The sequence below is a fragment of the Collinsella sp. HCP28S3_G2 genome, assembly GCF_052065125.1.
Classification (GTDB): Bacteria; Actinomycetota; Coriobacteriia; order Coriobacteriales; family Coriobacteriaceae; genus Collinsella.
In genome coordinates this window covers 1-17,199 of record NZ_JBQHUO010000013.1, presented here as the reverse complement: position 1 = coordinate 17,199, position 17,199 = coordinate 1, and the positions used below count along the sequence as shown (strand labels likewise).

Here is a 17,199-nt window from a genome sequence, read left to right as displayed (position 1 = left end):
ATGGCACAGCGTCATCTTCCTGCACTCCTAATCATCATGGATGGCTGCGGCTTGGCTCCGGCCGACGGCGAGAACGCCGTCGCTGCCGCCAAGACGCCCTTCCTCGATAGCCTGTATGAGAAGTATCCTCACACCACGCTCGGTGCTTCGGGCGAGGACGTGGGCCTTCCCGACGGCCAGATGGGCAACTCCGAGGTGGGTCACCTCAACATCGGTGCCGGCCGCATCGTGTTTCAGGAGCTTTCGCGCATCAACAACGCCATCAAGGACGGCTCCATCGCCAAGAACGAGGTTTTCGTCAAGGCTATGGATGACGTCAAGGCCGAGGGCAAGACCCTGCACCTCATGGGCCTTATGAGCCCCGGCGGTGTTCATTCTCACATGAACCATGTCGAGGCCCTGGTCAAGATGGCTGCCCAGTATGGCATTAAGACCGTTCGCGTTCACGCCTTTATGGATGGCCGCGACGTCGATCCGCAGTCCGGTGCCGGCTACATGAGCGAGTTCTGCGCCTTCCTGGCCAAGATCTCCGAGGAGACTGGTTGCGACGCTCGCGTTGCTACCGTCTCGGGCCGTTATTGGGCCATGGACCGCGACAACCGTTGGGAGCGCATCGAGCGCGCCTACGACGTCATGGTCAATGCGTCCGATGCCGATACCGACCCCGTTGCCGGTATCAAGGCCTACTACGAGAAGGATCCGCGCGGCGATGAGTTCGTTGAGCCGTTCGCTGCCCACAACGAGGGCATCCACGAGGGCGACGCGGCCATCTTCTTCAACTTCCGTCCCGACCGCGCTCGTCAGATGACCCGCGTGTTCACGGACAAGGAGTTCGACGGCTTTGAGCGCGAGCAGATCAAGCTCTCGCACTTTGTGACGATGACCGAATACGATCCGACGTTTGACGTCGAGGTCGCCTTCCCCAAGACGTTCCCCGAGAACGTTCTGGCCGACGTAATCGCAGCCAATGGCCTGAAGCAGCTGCACACCGCCGAGACCGAGAAGTACGCCCACGTGACGTTCTTCCTTAACGGCGGCATCGAGGAGCCCAAGGAGGGCGAGGAGCGCGTGCTCGTCGCTTCCCCCAAGGTTGCTACCTACGATTTGCAGCCCGAGATGAGCGCTCCCGAGGTTACCGAGAAGCTCGTCGCTGCCATCAACGAGGACCGCGCTGATTTCTACATCGTGAACTTCGCGAACTGCGACATGGTTGGTCACACCGGTGTCTTCGACGCGGCCGTTAAGGCCGTCGAGGCTGTTGACGATGCCCTGTCCAAGGTTGTCCCGGCGATTCTCGCTAAGGGCGGCTTTGCGCTGATTACCGCCGACCACGGCAACGCCGATCACATGTTTGACGTTGCTTCCGACGGTTCCAAGCATCCGTTTACGGCTCACACCACCAACCGCGTGCCGTTCATCATCGTTGATGAGAAGGCACAGCTCACCGGTATCGAGGACGGTCGACTTTCCGATATCGCCCCGACTATGCTCACCATGGCTGGTCTGGAGCCTTCCGCCGAGATGACGGGCCGCGTGCTCGCGACCGAGGCCTAAGAGAAAACGCCAAGCGTTTCTTTGCAAGGGGGTTGACCATATTCGGGCAACCCCCCTTTTTTTGGTATTTTTGCCATTTCTACCTCGTCCCCAAATGGCAGGTGGGGAGTGTCGGGGGTTGTGGTACAGTACTGGAGTTTGAATTGTTCTATTAAGGAGCTTCTCTATGGGTCCGTTTCAGATTCTGCTGTTTGTAGTTTGGGCTGTCTCTGCCGTGGCGCTGACGATTCTCGTCCTGATGCATTCCGGTAAGGGCACCGGCGTTTCGGATATGATCGCCAGCTCGCTGTATAACTCCAGCTCTGCCACGGGCGTTATGGAGCAGAACCTTGACCGCCTGACCGTCATCATGGCTGTCGTGTTTGCCGTGTGCGTCGTGCTGTGCATGTTCTTCTTCCCGCAGGGCATCGTGGGCTACTAAGCACGAGCCGCATAAAATAATTGAAAAGGGTTCCGCAAGTGCGGGACCCTTTTTGTTTACATATTTGTAACAGAGTCAGAATATCACCACATACTGCGCCCAACTAAAGAAATTCTCGACCGTTAACCGGAATTAGCCCCAAACCGTGCATAAAATGCGCTACTGTATTGAAAACGTTGGCCTGTTGTGCATAACCAGCCATAGCAACGGGCGGCGTTTCGATAGTTCGGATCGGATTGTCTCGACATATGTCCGACTGAACATTTCTTTGTCCTATCTCATAAGGAGGATGGCATGGCTGATTCTATGTTCCACCAGCCCGTTATGGGTCGTCGCGCCTTTGTCGGCGGTACCCTTGCTGCGAGCTCCATGGCTTTTCTTGCCGCATGCGGCAAGAAGGGCGGCGACGCTTCCGGTTCTGAGTCCGGTTCGACGCTGAACTTCTACATCAATAACCCGGTCTGCATCGACCCCTACAATGTCCAGGAGGACCAGGGCACTCAGGTCGAGTACCAGCTCTTTGACGCTCTGACCTCTTATGACGCCGAGAAGGGCGAGATCGTTCCGCTGGCTTGCGAGTCCTTCGAGGCCAACGACGACGCCACCGAGTTTACCTTCAAGATCAAGAAGGCCAAGTTCCACAACGGTGATGACGTTACCTCCAAGTCCTTCAAGCTCGGTTGGGAGCGTCTGGTCAGCACCAAGTCCGCTGTCGCTCAAGAGTATGGTCCTTCCGAGGTCTCCTATCACCTTTCCATGGTCGAGGGCTATGACGATCTGCTTGCCGGTAACACTACTGAGCTCAGCGGTGTTACCTGCCCTGACGATGAGACCCTCGTCGTCAAGCTGACTTCCGCTTACGCCGACTTCCCCTTCGTCGCCTCTCATCCGGCTCTGTCCCCGGTTCCCGAGTGCGCCGAGTCCGATGTCAAGAGCTTCTACCTTGCCCCGATCGGTAACGGCCCGTTCATGATGGACGGCAAGTGGGAGGATGGTCAGGAGATCAACCTCAAGAAGTTCGACGATTACTATGGCGACAAGGCCAAGATCGATGGCATCCACTTCCAGGTCATCAAGGACGTGGAGACCGCTTACAAGGAGTTCCAGGCCGGTAACCTTGACATCTGCGACGTTCCCGTTGCCCAGATCGACGCCGCCAAGAAGGATCGCGGCGAGTCCAAGGACGGCTACACCATGGGCGACGGCGAGCGCATGCTGCTCGGTGCCGAGCCTTCCACCTACTACCTGACCTGCAACACCACGGCCGAGCCGTTCAACAACGCCGATCTGCGCAGGGGTATCTCCCTGGCCATCAACCGTGAGGCCATCTGCAAGACCATCTTCAAGGGTACCCGCACCCCCGCTGACGGCATTGTTCCTCCGGGCATCGATGGCTACAAGGAGGGCGCATGGGAGTTCTGCGCCTACGACGTCGACAAGGCTAACGAGTACCTCGACAAGGTTGCTCCCGCTGACGCCAACGGCGATCGTGGCATTAACGTGACTCTGTCCTACAACCAGGACGGTGGCCACAAGGAGATCATGGAGTCCATCATCGGTGACCTTGCCAAGGTTGGCGTTACCGCCGTCTCCGATACCCCCGAGTGGTCTGCCCTGCTCGAGCAGTACCAGAACCTCAACTATCAGTTCGGTCGTCTGGGCTGGATTGCCGACTACCCGATCATGGACAACTTCCTGTATCCGCTGTTCCACTCCGACTCCCTCGGTGGCGACAACCGTTCTGGTTACAACAACCCCGAGTTCGACGCCAAGGTCGACGAGGCCCGTACCACGATTGACGACGAAGAGCGCGTCGCTAAGATGCAGGAGGCCGACGCAATGGTCGCTGCTGACTGCCCGGTCATCCCGCTGATGTTCTACACGCACACCATCGCCGGCTCCGATCGCATCAAGTACCTCTATGTCGATCCGCAGAAGCACGCCGATCTGGGTACCGCTGAGCTCGCCTAAGAGTTTTGCAGCTTCCGTGAGGGTCAAGTATTTACGTAGACCTCATGGGAAACATACAGTTCTCCCTAACCTGGGGTAAACTGGCTGATGGTAATTTTGGGATGCCGGTCTGGCGATCGGCATCCCATTTAAGTTAATCCCTAGATAGGGGAGTGGTATGGGTAAGTACATCGTTAAACGTGTGCTTCAGTTCATCCCGGTATTTTTGGGCGTTACGCTGATTCTGTTCGCCCTCCAGAATATCGTGCCGGGAGATCCGATCAAGCTGATCGGTGGAGACAAGGCTCTGTCCCCCGAGGTGGAGCTTCAGCTTCGCGTCCGCTATCACCTGGTCCAATCGGACGAGGACGGCAACGCGATCCTTGACGAGAACGGCGACCCCGTTCAAACGTCGCTCGTGGACCGTTACTTGTATTACATGAACGGCCTGCTTCATGGCGATCTGGGTAATTCCTATCAGCGCAAGCTGCCGGTTACGGAAATCTTTGCCCAGAAGTATCCGTATACGGTCAAACTTGCCGCGTGCGCCATCGTACTCGAGGCAATCATGGGTATCGGTGCGGGTATCATTTCGGCGGTAAAGCGTTATTCCTTCTGGGATATTTTGGTAACGCTCACCACGTCGATCCTCGTTGCCGTCCCGGCCTTCTGGCTCGGTATGTTGCTGCAGCTGTTCTTTGGCGTCATTCTTAAGGACGCCACGGGCGGTGCATTCTCCATGCCGATCTCGGGTGCCGGTGGTTCCAGTTCTCAGTATCAGGATTGGATGCACTATGTGCTTCCGACCATTACGCTGGCTTCGGTTTCGACCGCTTATGCCGCCCGCATTATGCGCTCGCAGCTGCTTGACGTCATGAGCCAGGATTACATCCGTACGGCAAAGGCCAAGGGTCTCTCCAATCGCGCGATCATCATCAAGCATGCGCTTAAGAATGCACTCATCCCCGTCGTTACCTATATTGGTGTCGACTTTGGTGCCATGCTTTCGGGCGCCATCCTGACCGAGACGGTTTTTAACTGGCCCGGTATCGGCTATGAGGTCTATCGCGCCATTAGCATGCGTGACTGGCCCATCGTTATGGGCGGCGTTACGCTCATCGTCGTCGTCGTCATGGTGATCAACCTGCTCGTCGACATTAGCTATGCATTCCTCGACCCGCGCATCCGCCTTGGCGGTCCGTCGGATAAGGCCTAAGGGAGGTACGTCTCATGCAGGAAACTGATTCTCAGTCTCAGGAGCAGGCTACCGCCACCATGGCCGCATCTGCTCCCGCCAAGTCTCGCACGCTGTGGGGCGACGCTTTTAAGCGTCTTCGTAAGAACAAGCTCGCCGTTATCGGTGTCTGCTGGATCATTATCGTCGTTGTGGTTGCCTTGACCGCAGATCTGTGGGCTAAGCCCTGGCTCGGTTCGCCGACGGCTTCCGATTCGACCACCATGGCCGAGACGTCGCTGCTGGCTCCGTGTGCAGAGCACCCGTTTGGCACCGACTCCCTTGGCCGTGACATTCTCGTCCGCGTTATCTACGGTGCACGCGTTTCGCTGTCCGTCGGCATTATGGCCACTGCGATCTCCACGGTGATTGGTCTGGTTATGGGCGCTCTGGCCGGTTTCTACGGCGGCATCTGGGATACGATCATCATGCGCTGTGCGGACATCTTCCTTGCGTTCCCGTACGTGCTGTTCGTTGTCGCCATGATCGCCGTTATCGGCCGTGGTCTTCAGAACGTCTTTATCGCCATCGGTATTCTTGGCTGGCCTTCGATTGCGCGCGTCTTCCGATCCGCGATCTTGACGGTCAAGGAAAACGACTATGTTGACGCTGCGCGCGCGATGGGTGCATCTGATGTTCGTATCATCGTGCGTCACATCTTCCCGAACTCCGTTGCCTCCATCGTGGTCTACGCGACTATGAACATTGGTGGCGCCATTCTGACCGAGTCCGCTCTGTCCTTCCTCGGCATGGGCGTTATTCCGCCTACGCCTTCGTGGGGCTCCATGATTCAGGACGGTCAGCAGTATCTTCTGACTGCTCCCTGGATGATGATCATGCCCGGTCTGGCAATTCTCTCGACGGTGCTCGCCTTCACCCTGCTGGGTGACGGTCTGCGCGACGCCCTCGACGTCAAGATGAAGGACGCATAAGGATGAAGAAGAACAAGAACTATGTGGACCTGAAGGACCAGCCGGTTCCCGAGGGCCAGCATCTGCTCGAGGTTGATGACCTTAAGATGTATTTCCACACCGAGGATGGCGTCGTTCGCGCTGTCGATGGTGTGTCCTACACGCTCGATCGTGGCGAGACCCTGGGTGTCGTCGGTGAGTCCGGCTCCGGTAAGTCCGTGACCGCCATGACCATCATGGGTCTTATCTCGATGCCTCCGGGAAAGATTGAGGGCGGTGACGTTCGCTATCGCGGTCGTTCTATCCTCGAGATGACCGAGGAAGAGATGCAGCACATTCGTGGCAACGATATCGCGATGATCTTCCAGGACCCTATGACCTCCTTGAACCCGGTCTATAAGATTGGCAAGCAGGTGGGTGAGGGCCTTCGTCTGCACCGTGGCTACTCCAAGCAGGAGGCGCTCAAGCGCGCCACCGAGCTTTTGGACCTCGTTGGCATTCCCGAGCCCGAGAAACGCGTCAATGAGTATCCGCACCAGTTTTCTGGTGGTATGCGCCAGCGCGTCATGATTGCCATGGCCCTTGCCTGCGATCCCGATATTCTGATTGCCGACGAGCCCACGACTGCCCTGGACGTTACCATTCAGGCTCAGATTATTGAGCTTATGCAGGAAATGCAGGAGAAGAACGGCAACGCCATCATCATGATTACCCATGACCTGGGTGTTGTCGCCGATATGGCCGACAAGATCATGGTTATGTACGCCGGCCGTCCCGTCGAGTTCGGTACTGCTGAGGAAATCTTCTACGAGAGCCGTCACCCCTATACCTGGGGCCTGATTCGCTCCATCCCGGAGCAGGCCATCGATGAGAAGAAGCCGCTTACGCCGATTCACGGCAACCCGCCTTCGCTCATGAACCTGCCCGAGGGTTGCGTGTTCTCGCCTCGTTGCCCCTTTGCGACCGATAAGTGCCGCAAGCAGCGCCCCGAGCGTTTTGTCACCGAGTCCGGCCACTATTCTGCGTGTCATTATTCCGGTGACCCCGAGTTCCTCAAGAACGCCCCTGAGACGTCCCGCACGCGTAAGGATTCCAAGAAGGGAGGCGAGGCGTAAATGGCAGACAATAACGAGCGCACTCCGCTACTGAAGGTCGAGCACCTCTCTAAGGAGTTCCCCGCAGAGTCCGGCATGTTCGCCAAGCGTTTTTCCAAGCGCGTCGTCTCTGCTGTAAACGACATCTCTTTTGAGATTTATCCTGGTGAGACCTTTGGTCTGGTTGGTGAGTCTGGTTGCGGTAAGTCCACTACGGGTCGCACCATCATGCGCCTGACCAAGCCGACCGCCGGTAAGGTGTTCTTCCAGGGTAAAGATGTTGCCGAAATGAGCAAGCATGAGATCAAGGATATGCGTCGCGAGATGCAGTTTATCTTCCAGGATCCTTATGCCTCGCTGAATCCTCGCATGACCATCGGCGAGATCGTCTCCGAACCCATGACCATTCACGGCGTGGGAACCAAGGAGGAGCGCATTGAGCGCGTCCGCGAGCTTCTCGACGTTGTCGGACTGAACCCCGAGCACATCAACCGCTATCCTCATGAGTTCTCGGGTGGCCAGCGTCAGCGTGTCGGCATTGCCCGCGCCTTTGCGCTGAAGCCCAAGCTGATTATCTGTGACGAACCGGTATCCGCTCTGGATGTGTCCATTCAGGCCCAGGTTCTGAACCTGCTTAAGGAACTGCAGGACAAGTTTGGTACGGCGTATCTGTTTATCGCCCACGACCTGTCCGTCGTTCAGCACATCTCCGATCGCGTTGCCGTTATGTATCTGGGTAAGGTGGTGGAGGTTTCTGACTGGAAGACGCTCTATAGCGAGCCTCACCACCCGTATACGCAGTCGCTGCTGTCTGCCGTGCCGGTTCCCGATCCGGATATCCAAAAGTCCCGTAAGCGCATCATCCTTGCCGGCGATCCGCCGTCACCGCTGGATCCGCCGACTGGCTGCCGTTTCCACACGCGCTGCCCGATCGCGCAGGGCATCTGCTCCGAGAAGCTTCCCGAGTTTAGGGAAGTTGCTCCGGGCCACTGCTGCGCCTGCCACTTCGCCGAGCCGTTCCCGATCAAGGAATCGCACATCGACCTGTAGTCGGTTGTTATCGTTCGGGCCCGTGCTGGACTTAGTTTTCAGAACGTCCTCGACCATGGAAACCCCCTTATCCTGCTCCTTCGGAGCTGCGGATAAGGGGGTTTCCTGGTCTGCGGAATGTTCTGAAAACTAAGTCCAACACGGGCCCTGTGTTACCACTGCAGGGGGGGGGCGATTCCTTGATCGCTCACTTAATCTAATAAAAAATTGAGCGAGGCCGGAGCTTTAGCTCCGGCCTCCCCATAAAAGGGCTCGGCAAAGCCGAGCCACTAAATTAATATCAGCCCCCAGAACATGTTTGAGAACTGTGCATGAAGCATGTGCCCCTAGGGCAGGAATGAGGTTGCCTTCCAACGCATTCCGCAGGGGGCGGCATTATTTTGTAGCGCGAAGCGCAGATCAAAATAATGCCGCATGCCCGAGGACGCGTTGGAAGGCAACCTCATTCCTGCCCGAACAGGTCAGTCTACCTGCGCATTTTCAAATTCGTAAACTTTTTTGAAAAAAGTGCTTGCACAGTTCTCGAATCATAGGTTATTATCTTCCTCGTTGAAAGCGCGGGTCCAACAAAACGAACTGCGAATCAACAATATAGCATGTCGGAGTGGCGGAATTGGCAGACGCGCTAGCTTGAGGTGCTAGTGACCGCTTTTTGGTCATGCGGGTTCAAGTCCCGCCTCCGACACCATCGCATTTGAGAAGCCTCTTCGGAGGCTTTTTTGTTACCGATAGACGGTGAGGTTCACGATGGAAACGCTTGAGCGCAATGAGTGGGTTGACGTTGCCCAATTGGTCGATATTACGAGCGATGCTGTCATTATCTGCGAGCTCGACGGAACCATTTTGCATGTAAACAATCGCTTGCTCGACTTGATCTGCGAGGAACGTTCCGATGTGATCAACGGGGACGTTAAAGATCTCTTGTACTCGTCAGCATTTGAACGCGCGACAGAACATCGTCTTCCTTTTGAGACCAATGGTACCGAGAGCGAGCTGATGCTTAAGCTAAGTGACGGCTCCTTTATTCCCGTCCTAGTTTGTGCCGGCTCGGTTACGCCGCCTCGTATCTTTGGCCGCCGTGCGCCGCGTGTTCTCGTGGCGCTCCATAGTATCGAAGAGCAGTATTCGCATGACCGTCAGCTCAAGCGTGCGCTTTCGGAGCTCAGAGTGGCGAATAAGCGCCTCTCGGGCACGTTGTCGGTCATTATGAGCACGGTGGGCTCCGATGAGCTGCCTAGTTTGTTGGATACCGTTTTGAACCAGCTTGTAGGAACCCTCGATGCCTCGGGTGCTGCCATCTATTTTTCTGAGAGCGGCGGTTTTAAGCTTCGCGGTGTTTCCAAGGAGCTGTATGACAGCTACCTGCCCGAGTTTATGCCGTATGGTGCGGGTATCCCGACGTATGTGCTCCGTGAGTCTCGTGCCTGCCGCCTGTCGATTCAGCAGGACCTTGAGGGCGATAGGATTGCCTCGGGTATGTTCATGGACCTGGACAATCGTTCTAAGCACCTGCTACGCGTGCAAGATATGCCTCCATACCGCAGCGAGATATGTCTTCCCGTGTTTTATGGCACTCAGGTGCTCGGTGTGTTGGAGGTCGGTTGGAAACGTCCGCAGGCGCCGCTTGCCTATGATGTCAACGTGCTCGAGGTCATTTGCGATTATCTCTCCATCCAACTAGTCGGCATGGCATCGAGTCTGCGTTCACGTCGCACGGCAGAGCTTGGCCGTTCTCTCAACGTGCTGCGCGATGAGTTGTTTGCCTATCTCGATGATCCTATTGCCGCCTCGCGTGCGGTGTCGACCGAAATCTGCGCTGTGCTCAGTTGCCATTTCTGCCCCGTGGAGTATGATGCGGGCCTCGGAACCTATGTCATCGATTTTGAAGGCGGCAGTCGTGTGGCATTGCCGGGCGATCCGGAGTCACTCTTCTTTTCTGTCACGACGCCGGCGGCGCGCCTGGGGGCAATTTCCGATGGATTTGAGACATCGGTGCTGGGCGGGACGAGCGCCGACGACCTCAAGCACGTGCGCCTTACGCGCGTGGACGAATCCACGACTATGGGCGCATGGTTGAGAGCCCACGGCCTGCCGTGTCAGGGACTTTATGTCGATTCCGGTATCGAGGCGGGGCGCTGCCGCTCGGAGGCGGATGGTACGCGAAGCAACGATGCAATCGTGCCCGCTGATATCGCCAAGGGACCGACGAGGCGCGTTTTGCTGCTCCGTGATGGCAGCCAGGAGCCAATCGACGACCTTGAATACGACTACATGGTGCATTTGGCACACGACTTTGAGCTGATCTATGAGGGCGAGTCTCAAAAGCGTGAAGAGCGTCATATCGCTCAGACGCTTCAGATTGGCATGAGAAATTCGCTAGGCGACGTTCCGGGCATCGCAACCGATTCGGTATACCTGTCGGCAACGAATTCGGCGTTGGTTGGTGGTGACTTCTATACGCTTGTCCGTCTTCCCGACGATTGCGCCGTTATGATATTGGGCGATGTCTCCGGCAAAGGAATTGAGGCGGCGTCGATGTCGGCGCTCGTCAAGACGGCGTTGACGGCTTATGCCTGGGAGGGTGCGGGACCCGCTCGCATGGCCCGCTCGCTCAATAGCATGCTCATGGGCTTTTCGAGGGTCGAGACGTTTGTGACGGCGTTTATCGCCAAGATTGATCTTAAAGCGGGCCGCGCTACCTATTGCTCTGCGGGACATCCTCCCACTATGGTCATTAGGCCGTCGTCGACGCCGCATGGCGGAGGAGAGACCTGCGGGGGAGAAGTGGAGCTCCTTGGGTGCCAATCGGGCGTGATCGGTGCCTTTGAGAGCATGGTGTACGAGACGGGCGTGTTTACGTTCGATCCTGGTGACATGCTGTTTATGTATACCGACGGAACGATCGAAGCGCGCGACCGCTCGGGTGCTTTCTTTGGCGAGCAACGCCTGCGCGACCTTCTACTCTCTGTTTCGGGTGAGGGCGTATCGGGCATCTGCGGTAAGGTCTTGGGCGAGCTTGACCGCTTTACCGACTCGGCGCTGGACGATGACATTGCATTGGTGTCCCTTGAGTTTTTACGGGGTCGATCGTAGGTCGCGACGTTGGGCATACAGAATCCTAACGGTTGCAGAAAAGTTTGCATCGAGCGAGCTCTTTTGGGGAACCATGGTCGCATGAATGAGTGGAATGACATAGCGGTTTTGGCGCCACCGGGCGATATCGATATCGCCTCGGTGCCCGAGCTGCGCCGAAGGTTGGATAATTTAATCGACCGGGGCGTGCGCCGTGTTGTCATCAATTGCCAGACCGTGGGTTTTATCGACTCGACGGGTTTGGCGTTTTTGCTTACGCGTGCCAGAGAGCTTATGAGACGAGAAGGGCTGCTTTCGCTTGTTAACGCCTCCGATGAGGTCGTTCGCTTTTTGGAGATTGCCCGACTTGTCGACATCCTTCATGTTGCGGGTCCGGTGCGGGAGTCGATTCCCGCCATTCCGGTGGGGGAGTTGCCGCGATGGAGCAAGAGCGTCAAGGTGCAGCGAGGCATCGAGAATCTCCCGTATTATCGGCACCGTGTGGCCGAGATTCTCGAATCGCTTCCCCTGAGGCGTGATGAGCGCTATGACGTCGCATTAGCGTTGGGGGAGGCATTGGGTAACGCATATGACCATGCGGGCGGTGTTGGCTGCATCCTGACGATTCAGGCCTATGGGGACCGTGTTGTGCTTGAGGTGCTTGATCGAGGTTCTGGCTATTCTATCGATGGGGCGAGCGAACCTATGGCATCCGAGGAACGCGGACGCGGTATCAAGCTTATGCGCATGCTCGTCGATAATGTGGAGGTTGCCCGTCGCACGGATGGTGCCGGCACACGCGTTCGGATGGTGAAGCTGTTTGGCTCGGCATTGGAATCGTGCGCTTAGCGCCTTGGATCGACATGATTTCCCTGCGTAAACTTGCTTTGGGCAACTTTTTTGAAAAAAGTACTTGCGTCTTTTGGATAACTCGCGTAAATTAATAACCCGCAAGCGGACATGGCTCAGTTGGTAGAGCACAACCTTGCCAAGGTTGGGGTCGCGGGTTCGAGCCCCGTTGTCCGCTCCATTGCATTTCCGGACCGTTCTTAACGGTCCTTTTTCGGCGAAGTGGCCAAGTGGTAAGGCAGAGGCCTGCAAAGCCTTTACCCCCGGTTCGAATCCGGGCTTCGCCTCCAGGCAACATCCGGGCGCTCCGGCGCCCGTTTTGTTTTACATATGCGGACATGGCTCAGTTGGTAGAGCACAACCTTGCCAAGGTTGGGGTCGCGGGTTCGAGCCCCGTTGTCCGCTCCAAGCACAACAGCCCGACTACCACGGTAGCCGGGCTTTTTCGTACCCATTGCAGAGGCTCGAACCCGAGAGGGAGCGAGCGTCTTGGGGCGTGGCTGTGGCGTTGTTTGCCGCGAATAACAGCTTTGGGCGATATCGCGGGCATTACCCAGCAGATGGACTATCTTGAGCGGCTGGGCATCGAGGCCATCTGGCTGAGCCCGTTTTACCCATCGCCTCTTGTCGATGGTGGCTATGATGTGGCGGACTACTGCGATGTCGACCCACGTCTCGGCTCGCTTGACGACTTCGATGACATGGTCGCTGCGGCTCACGCACGCGGCATCAAGGTCATCGTCGACATCGTGCCCAATCATTCATCCAACCAGCACCCCTGGTTCAAAGCCGCTCTTGCCGCCGGCCCTGGATCGCCCGAGCGCGCCCGTTATATATTCCGCGATGGTCGCGGCGAACATGGCGAGCTGCCTCCCACCAATTGGAATGCCAACTTTGGCGGCCCCGCCTGGACGCGTGTTGCGGACGGTCAGTGGTAGCTGCATATGTTTACGCCCGAGCGGCCGGACTTTGTCTGGTCATGCCCCGAGGTTCATGCGTTCTTTTGCGACGTCCTGACGTTTTGGAGCGATCGAGGCGTTGATGGCTTTCGCATTGATGTGGCGCACGGTCTCGCCAAGGACCTCGACCGCGATGACCTCGACCGGTGGCATCTCGCCGAGGGCGATGACATGGTTGACGACGGCACCCATCCGCTGTGGGACCGCAACGAGGTCCACGAGATCTATCGCGCGTGGCGACGCGCTATGCCCTGCCGCAAATCAAGGCGACGCGCTACCACCAGATTGCGCCCGACTGGCTCTTACGCGACGGGTCGTCTTATGACGAGGACCGTGAACTCGGCGAGCGCCGCGCGCGGGCGGCCCTTTTGCTTGAGCTGGCGCTTCCGGGTTCGGCATACGTGTATCATGGTGAGGAGCTCGGCCTTTTTGAGGTGGCTGATGTCTTCGTGAGGTTCGCGAGGGCGTCGTAAAACTTTTCAAAAAAGTTCTTGCATAGGATGCGGGTATCACGTAAGATTAATCCCCGTAAGCGGACATGGCTCAGTTGGTAGAGCACAACCTTGCCAAGGTTGGGGTCGCGGGTTCGAGCCCCGTTGTCCGCTCCATTTGGGCGTTTAGCTCAGGGGGAGAGCGCTTCCCTGACACGGAAGAGGTCACAAGTTCAAATCTTGTAACGCCCACCAAATGTTCGCAGTCCAGAGGCTTTGCTTCTGGACTGTTTTGTTATAAACACACATAATATGCCGTCAAATTATCGACCTCGGTCGCTTTTTCACGTTGCATTTGCTGCCCAGCATAATTTGTCGTTATTGGCCTCTTGGTCTCGTGGGAGATGATTATTTTGATCATAACCGTGCACGTCGCCCGCGTTTCCATGGTTGACCCCCATGCAATCTTTTATGGTGATCGGTTTTGGCGAGATTGCCTTCCAGGGAGGATTCGGAACGATTGAAGGCCGTACGTTCTTCGCGCGCTGGGCGGGCCTTGTCACAAAGGGGTGGGCCTTTGTGGTTATCGCCGGCGTGCTGCTCGATCCCTTTACAGCGGCTCTCGGCCGCATGATAGCTCGCGAAGAGAACTAATAGCTCCTCGCCTATCGAATGCCGGCGGACGGAGTGCCGGGGCTGTAGTTTTCCGAGCGTTTGCAGCCCCGTCGCTCCGTCCGCCGGCATTCGACCGCAACATGTTGGTCAAGCATAATCTTTTGGATTCTTTTCGCGTGAGCGGCTTGGTTTTGGTAGGATTTGTCGGCGGCTTGACTAGGGGGTTTTATAACTGCCTTGCAGGTAGCCGCGTTGGTAACGTTTTACCGACTTGCCGAGAAACCCTCATAATTAATGTGTCTGTAAAATGACCAATTGCTTTGACCTGCTGAAACACTATATGTTGTGTTTGACCTAAAAAAAGAATACAGGATATAGAGGCGTCTTTGTCGTATGATAGATGGCGGACAGAGAACGAAGACCTTGTTCGTCCCATTTGGACACGCCTTTGAGCCGCTTGATCGGCCGCGAGGATTGTCCGCATGAGGACCTATGGTTTATCGAGAACACAGATTGCGCGACGGCGCCGCAAGACAGGGACAAGCCCTGCCAGGCATCGTTTGGCTCTGAAGCGCAATGGGATTACGACGCGAAAGAGGCAAGAGGATGAAGATCATCAAGCGCAGCGGCACCGAGGTTGCCTTTGACATCGATAAGATCGTCAATGCGATTCGCGCCGCCAACTTGGAGGTCGAGGAGGGCTCTCGTCTTACCGACCGCCAGGTGATCTACGCGGCGCAAAACGTCGCCGAGGCATGTGAGAAGGCCGGCCATACCGTATCGGTCGAGGAGATCCAGGATCTGGTCGAGGACGAGATCATGCGTCTCGACTGCTACGAGGTCGCTCGCCGCTACATCATCTATCGTTATGTTCAGAGCCTGAAGCGCCAAAAGAACACGACCGACGACAAGATCCTGTCGCTGATCGAGTGCAATAACGAAGAGGTTAAGCAGGAGAACTCCAATAAGAATCCGACCGTCAATTCCGTTCAGCGCGACTATATGGCCGGCGAGATTTCCAAGGACCTGACCCAACGCGTGCTGCTGCCCCAGGAGATCGTGGATGCCCATAATGAGGGCCTGATCCATTTCCACGATTCGGATTACTTTGCCCAGCACATGCACAACTGCGATCTGGTGAACCTGGAGGACATGCTCCAGAACGGCACCGTTATCTCGGGCACGCTGATCGAGAAGCCGCACAGCTTCTCGACCGCCTGCAACATCGCGACGCAGATTATCGCCCAGGTTGCTTCCTCCCAGTACGGCGGTCAGTCTATTTCGCTGACCCATCTCGCCCCGTTCGTTGAGGTGAGCCGTCAAAAGATTCGCGGCGAGGTTGCTCGCGAGCTTGAGGAGCTCGGTGTTTCGGCATCTGCCGAGAAGGTTCGCGAGGTCGTTGAGGAACGCCTGCGCGATGAGATTCGTCGCGGCGTCCAGACGATTCAGTATCAGGTCGTGACCCTTATGACCACGAATGGCCAGGCGCCGTTCGTGACGGTCTTTATGTATCTCAATGAGGCCCGTACGCCCCAGGAGAAGCACGACCTTGCCATGATTGTGGAGGAGACGCTTCGTCAACGCTATGAGGGCGTTAAGAACGAAGCCGGCGTGTGGATCACCCCGGCGTTTCCCAAGCTCATCTACGTGCTCGAGGACGATAACATCCGCGAGGATTCGCCGTACTTCTATCTGACCAAGCTCGCCGCCAAGTGCACCGCCAAGCGCATGGTGCCCGACTACATCTCCGAGAAGAAGATGCGCGAGCTCAAGCTGTCTAAGGGCGAGACCGCCGGCAACGGCGATTGCTATACCTGCATGGGTTGCCGCAGTTTCCTGACGCCCGACCGTTCGGGCAACGGCTTTAACAATGTCGCCAACGCTCTGAACTATGACCCGACCAAGCCTAAGTACTATGGTCGCTTTAACCAGGGTGTTGTGACCATCAACCTGCCCGATGTCGCGCTGAGCTCGCATCAGGACATGGACAAGTTCTGGAAGATCTTCGATGAGCGCCTTGAGCTGTGCCACCGTGCCCTGCTGTGCCGTCATGAGCGCCTGATGGGCACGCTTTCGGATGCTGCGCCGATTCTTTGGCAGTACGGTGCCTTGGCGCGCCTTAAGAAGGGCGAGACGATCGACAAGCTGCTCGTGGGCGGCTATTCCACCATTAGCCTGGGTTACGCCGGTCTGTATGAGTGCGTCAAGTACATGACGGGCCACAGCCACACCGAGAAGGAGGGCACGCCGTTTGCCATGGCCGTCATGCAGCACATGAACGACAAGTGCGCCGAGTGGAAGGCCGAAAGCGATATCGACTTCTCGCTGTACGGCACCCCGCTTGAGTCGACGACCTACAAGTTCGCCAAGTGCCTGCAGCGCCGTTTCGGCATTATCCCGGGCGTGACGGACAAGGGCTACATTACTAACAGCTATCACGTCCACGTGTCCGAGGAGATCGATGCCTTCGACAAGCTTAAGTTTGAGGGCATGTTCCAGCAGCTTTCGCCGGGCGGTGCTATCTCCTACGTTGAGGTTCCCAACATGCAGGACAACCTCAAGGCGGTCATTCGCGTAATGCAGTACATCTACGACAACATCATGTACGCCGAGCTCAACACCAAGAGCGATTACTGCCAGGTGTGCGGCTATGACGGCGAGATTCGCATTGTCGAGGACGATGGCAAACTGGTGTGGGAGTGCCCCAATTGCGGCAATCGTGACCAGGAGAAGATGAATGTCGCCCGTCGCACGTGCGGCTACATCGGTACCCAGTTCTGGAACCAGGGTCGAACCGAGGAGATCCGCGACCGCGTGCTGCATCTCTAATAACCACCCCAGGCTGCCCCGTAGCGAGGCCCCGGACCTTTAATCGCTATTTCGGACAGTCCTGGCTCACGACGGAGGCGCCACTGGCGCCTCCTGTTCGTGCGGAGCTCATATCGAGCAAAGGTCCGGGGCCTCGCTACGGGGCAGCCAAGTTGATGTAGCTGAGATGCAGCATGCGGTCTGCCCACTCCTCGAAGTTCTTGGCGGAAATAATTCGAGCTGCAGCTGCG

At 57.0% G+C, this 17,199-nt stretch carries 12 protein-coding genes, 6 tRNA genes and 1 pseudogene; all 19 read left to right on the top strand.

What is annotated here, in order from left to right; all coding sequences use genetic code 11:
• The 19 genes and pseudogenes from gpmI to nrdD all read left to right on the top strand — a co-directional run bounded on the left by gpmI (position 1) and on the right by nrdD (position 16,969).
• Positions 1–1,554, top strand: a complete 1,554-nt coding sequence (gpmI, locus tag ACTNB2_RS07695) for a 2,3-bisphosphoglycerate-independent phosphoglycerate mutase (protein ID WP_304212185.1) — start codon at positions 1–3, stop codon at positions 1,552–1,554.
• A 166-nt stretch (positions 1,555–1,720) separates the two neighbouring features.
• On the top strand, positions 1,721–1,975 hold the full coding sequence (gene secG, locus ACTNB2_RS07690; RefSeq protein WP_006236144.1) for a preprotein translocase subunit SecG: 255 nt from the start codon (positions 1,721–1,723) through the stop codon (positions 1,973–1,975).
• A 294-nt stretch (positions 1,976–2,269) separates the two neighbouring features.
• Positions 2,270–3,946, top strand: a complete 1,677-nt coding sequence (locus tag ACTNB2_RS07685; RefSeq protein ID WP_441044908.1) for a peptide ABC transporter substrate-binding protein — start codon at positions 2,270–2,272, stop codon at positions 3,944–3,946.
• Between the two features lie 157 nt (positions 3,947–4,103).
• Entirely contained in the window at positions 4,104–5,141 is a 1,038-nt protein-coding gene (locus ACTNB2_RS07680; RefSeq protein ID WP_304212150.1) for an ABC transporter permease, read from the top strand.
• 59 nt (positions 5,142–5,200) lie between these two features.
• Positions 5,201–6,091, top strand: coding sequence for an ABC transporter permease (locus tag ACTNB2_RS07675; protein WP_441038768.1), 891 nt, complete (start codon positions 5,201–5,203; stop codon positions 6,089–6,091).
• Positions 6,092–6,093: 2 nt separating this feature from the next.
• On the top strand, positions 6,094–7,185 hold the full coding sequence (locus tag ACTNB2_RS07670) for an ABC transporter ATP-binding protein (protein ID WP_441044907.1): 1,092 nt from the start codon (positions 6,094–6,096) through the stop codon (positions 7,183–7,185).
• Positions 7,186–8,214, top strand: coding sequence for an ABC transporter ATP-binding protein (locus tag ACTNB2_RS07665; RefSeq protein ID WP_154517434.1), 1,029 nt, complete (start codon positions 7,186–7,188; stop codon positions 8,212–8,214). It abuts the gene before it with no gap.
• 598 nt (positions 8,215–8,812) lie between these two features.
• Positions 8,813–8,902 (top strand) — tRNA-Leu (locus tag ACTNB2_RS07660).
• A 59-nt stretch (positions 8,903–8,961) separates the two neighbouring features.
• A complete protein-coding gene (locus ACTNB2_RS07655) occupies positions 8,962–11,307 on the top strand; it encodes a GAF domain-containing SpoIIE family protein phosphatase (protein ID WP_441038751.1) in 2,346 nt (781 codons plus the stop codon).
• An 81-nt stretch (positions 11,308–11,388) separates the two neighbouring features.
• The gene (locus ACTNB2_RS07650) at positions 11,389–12,135 is read left to right on the top strand and encodes an anti-sigma factor antagonist (RefSeq protein ID WP_441044906.1); all 747 of its coding nucleotides are present in this window, start codon (positions 11,389–11,391) and stop codon (positions 12,133–12,135) included.
• Between the two features lie 105 nt (positions 12,136–12,240).
• Positions 12,241–12,316 (top strand) — tRNA-Gly (locus tag ACTNB2_RS07645).
• A gap of 35 nt (positions 12,317–12,351) precedes the next feature.
• Positions 12,352–12,425: transfer RNA gene (locus tag ACTNB2_RS07640), tRNA-Cys, on the top strand.
• A gap of 42 nt (positions 12,426–12,467) precedes the next feature.
• Positions 12,468–12,543: transfer RNA gene (locus ACTNB2_RS07635), tRNA-Gly, on the top strand.
• A gap of 152 nt (positions 12,544–12,695) precedes the next feature.
• A pseudogene (locus tag ACTNB2_RS07630) lies at positions 12,696–13,295 on the top strand (alpha-amylase family glycosyl hydrolase); the annotation flags it as partial.
• Positions 13,296–13,327: 32 nt separating this feature from the next.
• On the top strand, positions 13,328–13,567 hold the full coding sequence (locus tag ACTNB2_RS07625; RefSeq protein ID WP_441041057.1) for a hypothetical protein: 240 nt from the start codon (positions 13,328–13,330) through the stop codon (positions 13,565–13,567).
• Between the two features lie 59 nt (positions 13,568–13,626).
• Positions 13,627–13,702: transfer RNA gene (locus ACTNB2_RS07620), tRNA-Gly, on the top strand.
• A 3-nt stretch (positions 13,703–13,705) separates the two neighbouring features.
• Positions 13,706–13,780 (top strand) — tRNA-Val (locus tag ACTNB2_RS07615).
• 204 nt (positions 13,781–13,984) lie between these two features.
• Positions 13,985–14,179, top strand: a complete 195-nt coding sequence (locus ACTNB2_RS07610; RefSeq protein ID WP_195838587.1) for a hypothetical protein — start codon at positions 13,985–13,987, stop codon at positions 14,177–14,179.
• A gap of 567 nt (positions 14,180–14,746) precedes the next feature.
• Positions 14,747–16,969, top strand: coding sequence for an anaerobic ribonucleoside-triphosphate reductase (nrdD, locus tag ACTNB2_RS07605; RefSeq protein WP_427718616.1), 2,223 nt, complete (start codon positions 14,747–14,749; stop codon positions 16,967–16,969).
• Positions 16,970–17,199 lie beyond the last annotated feature (230 nt).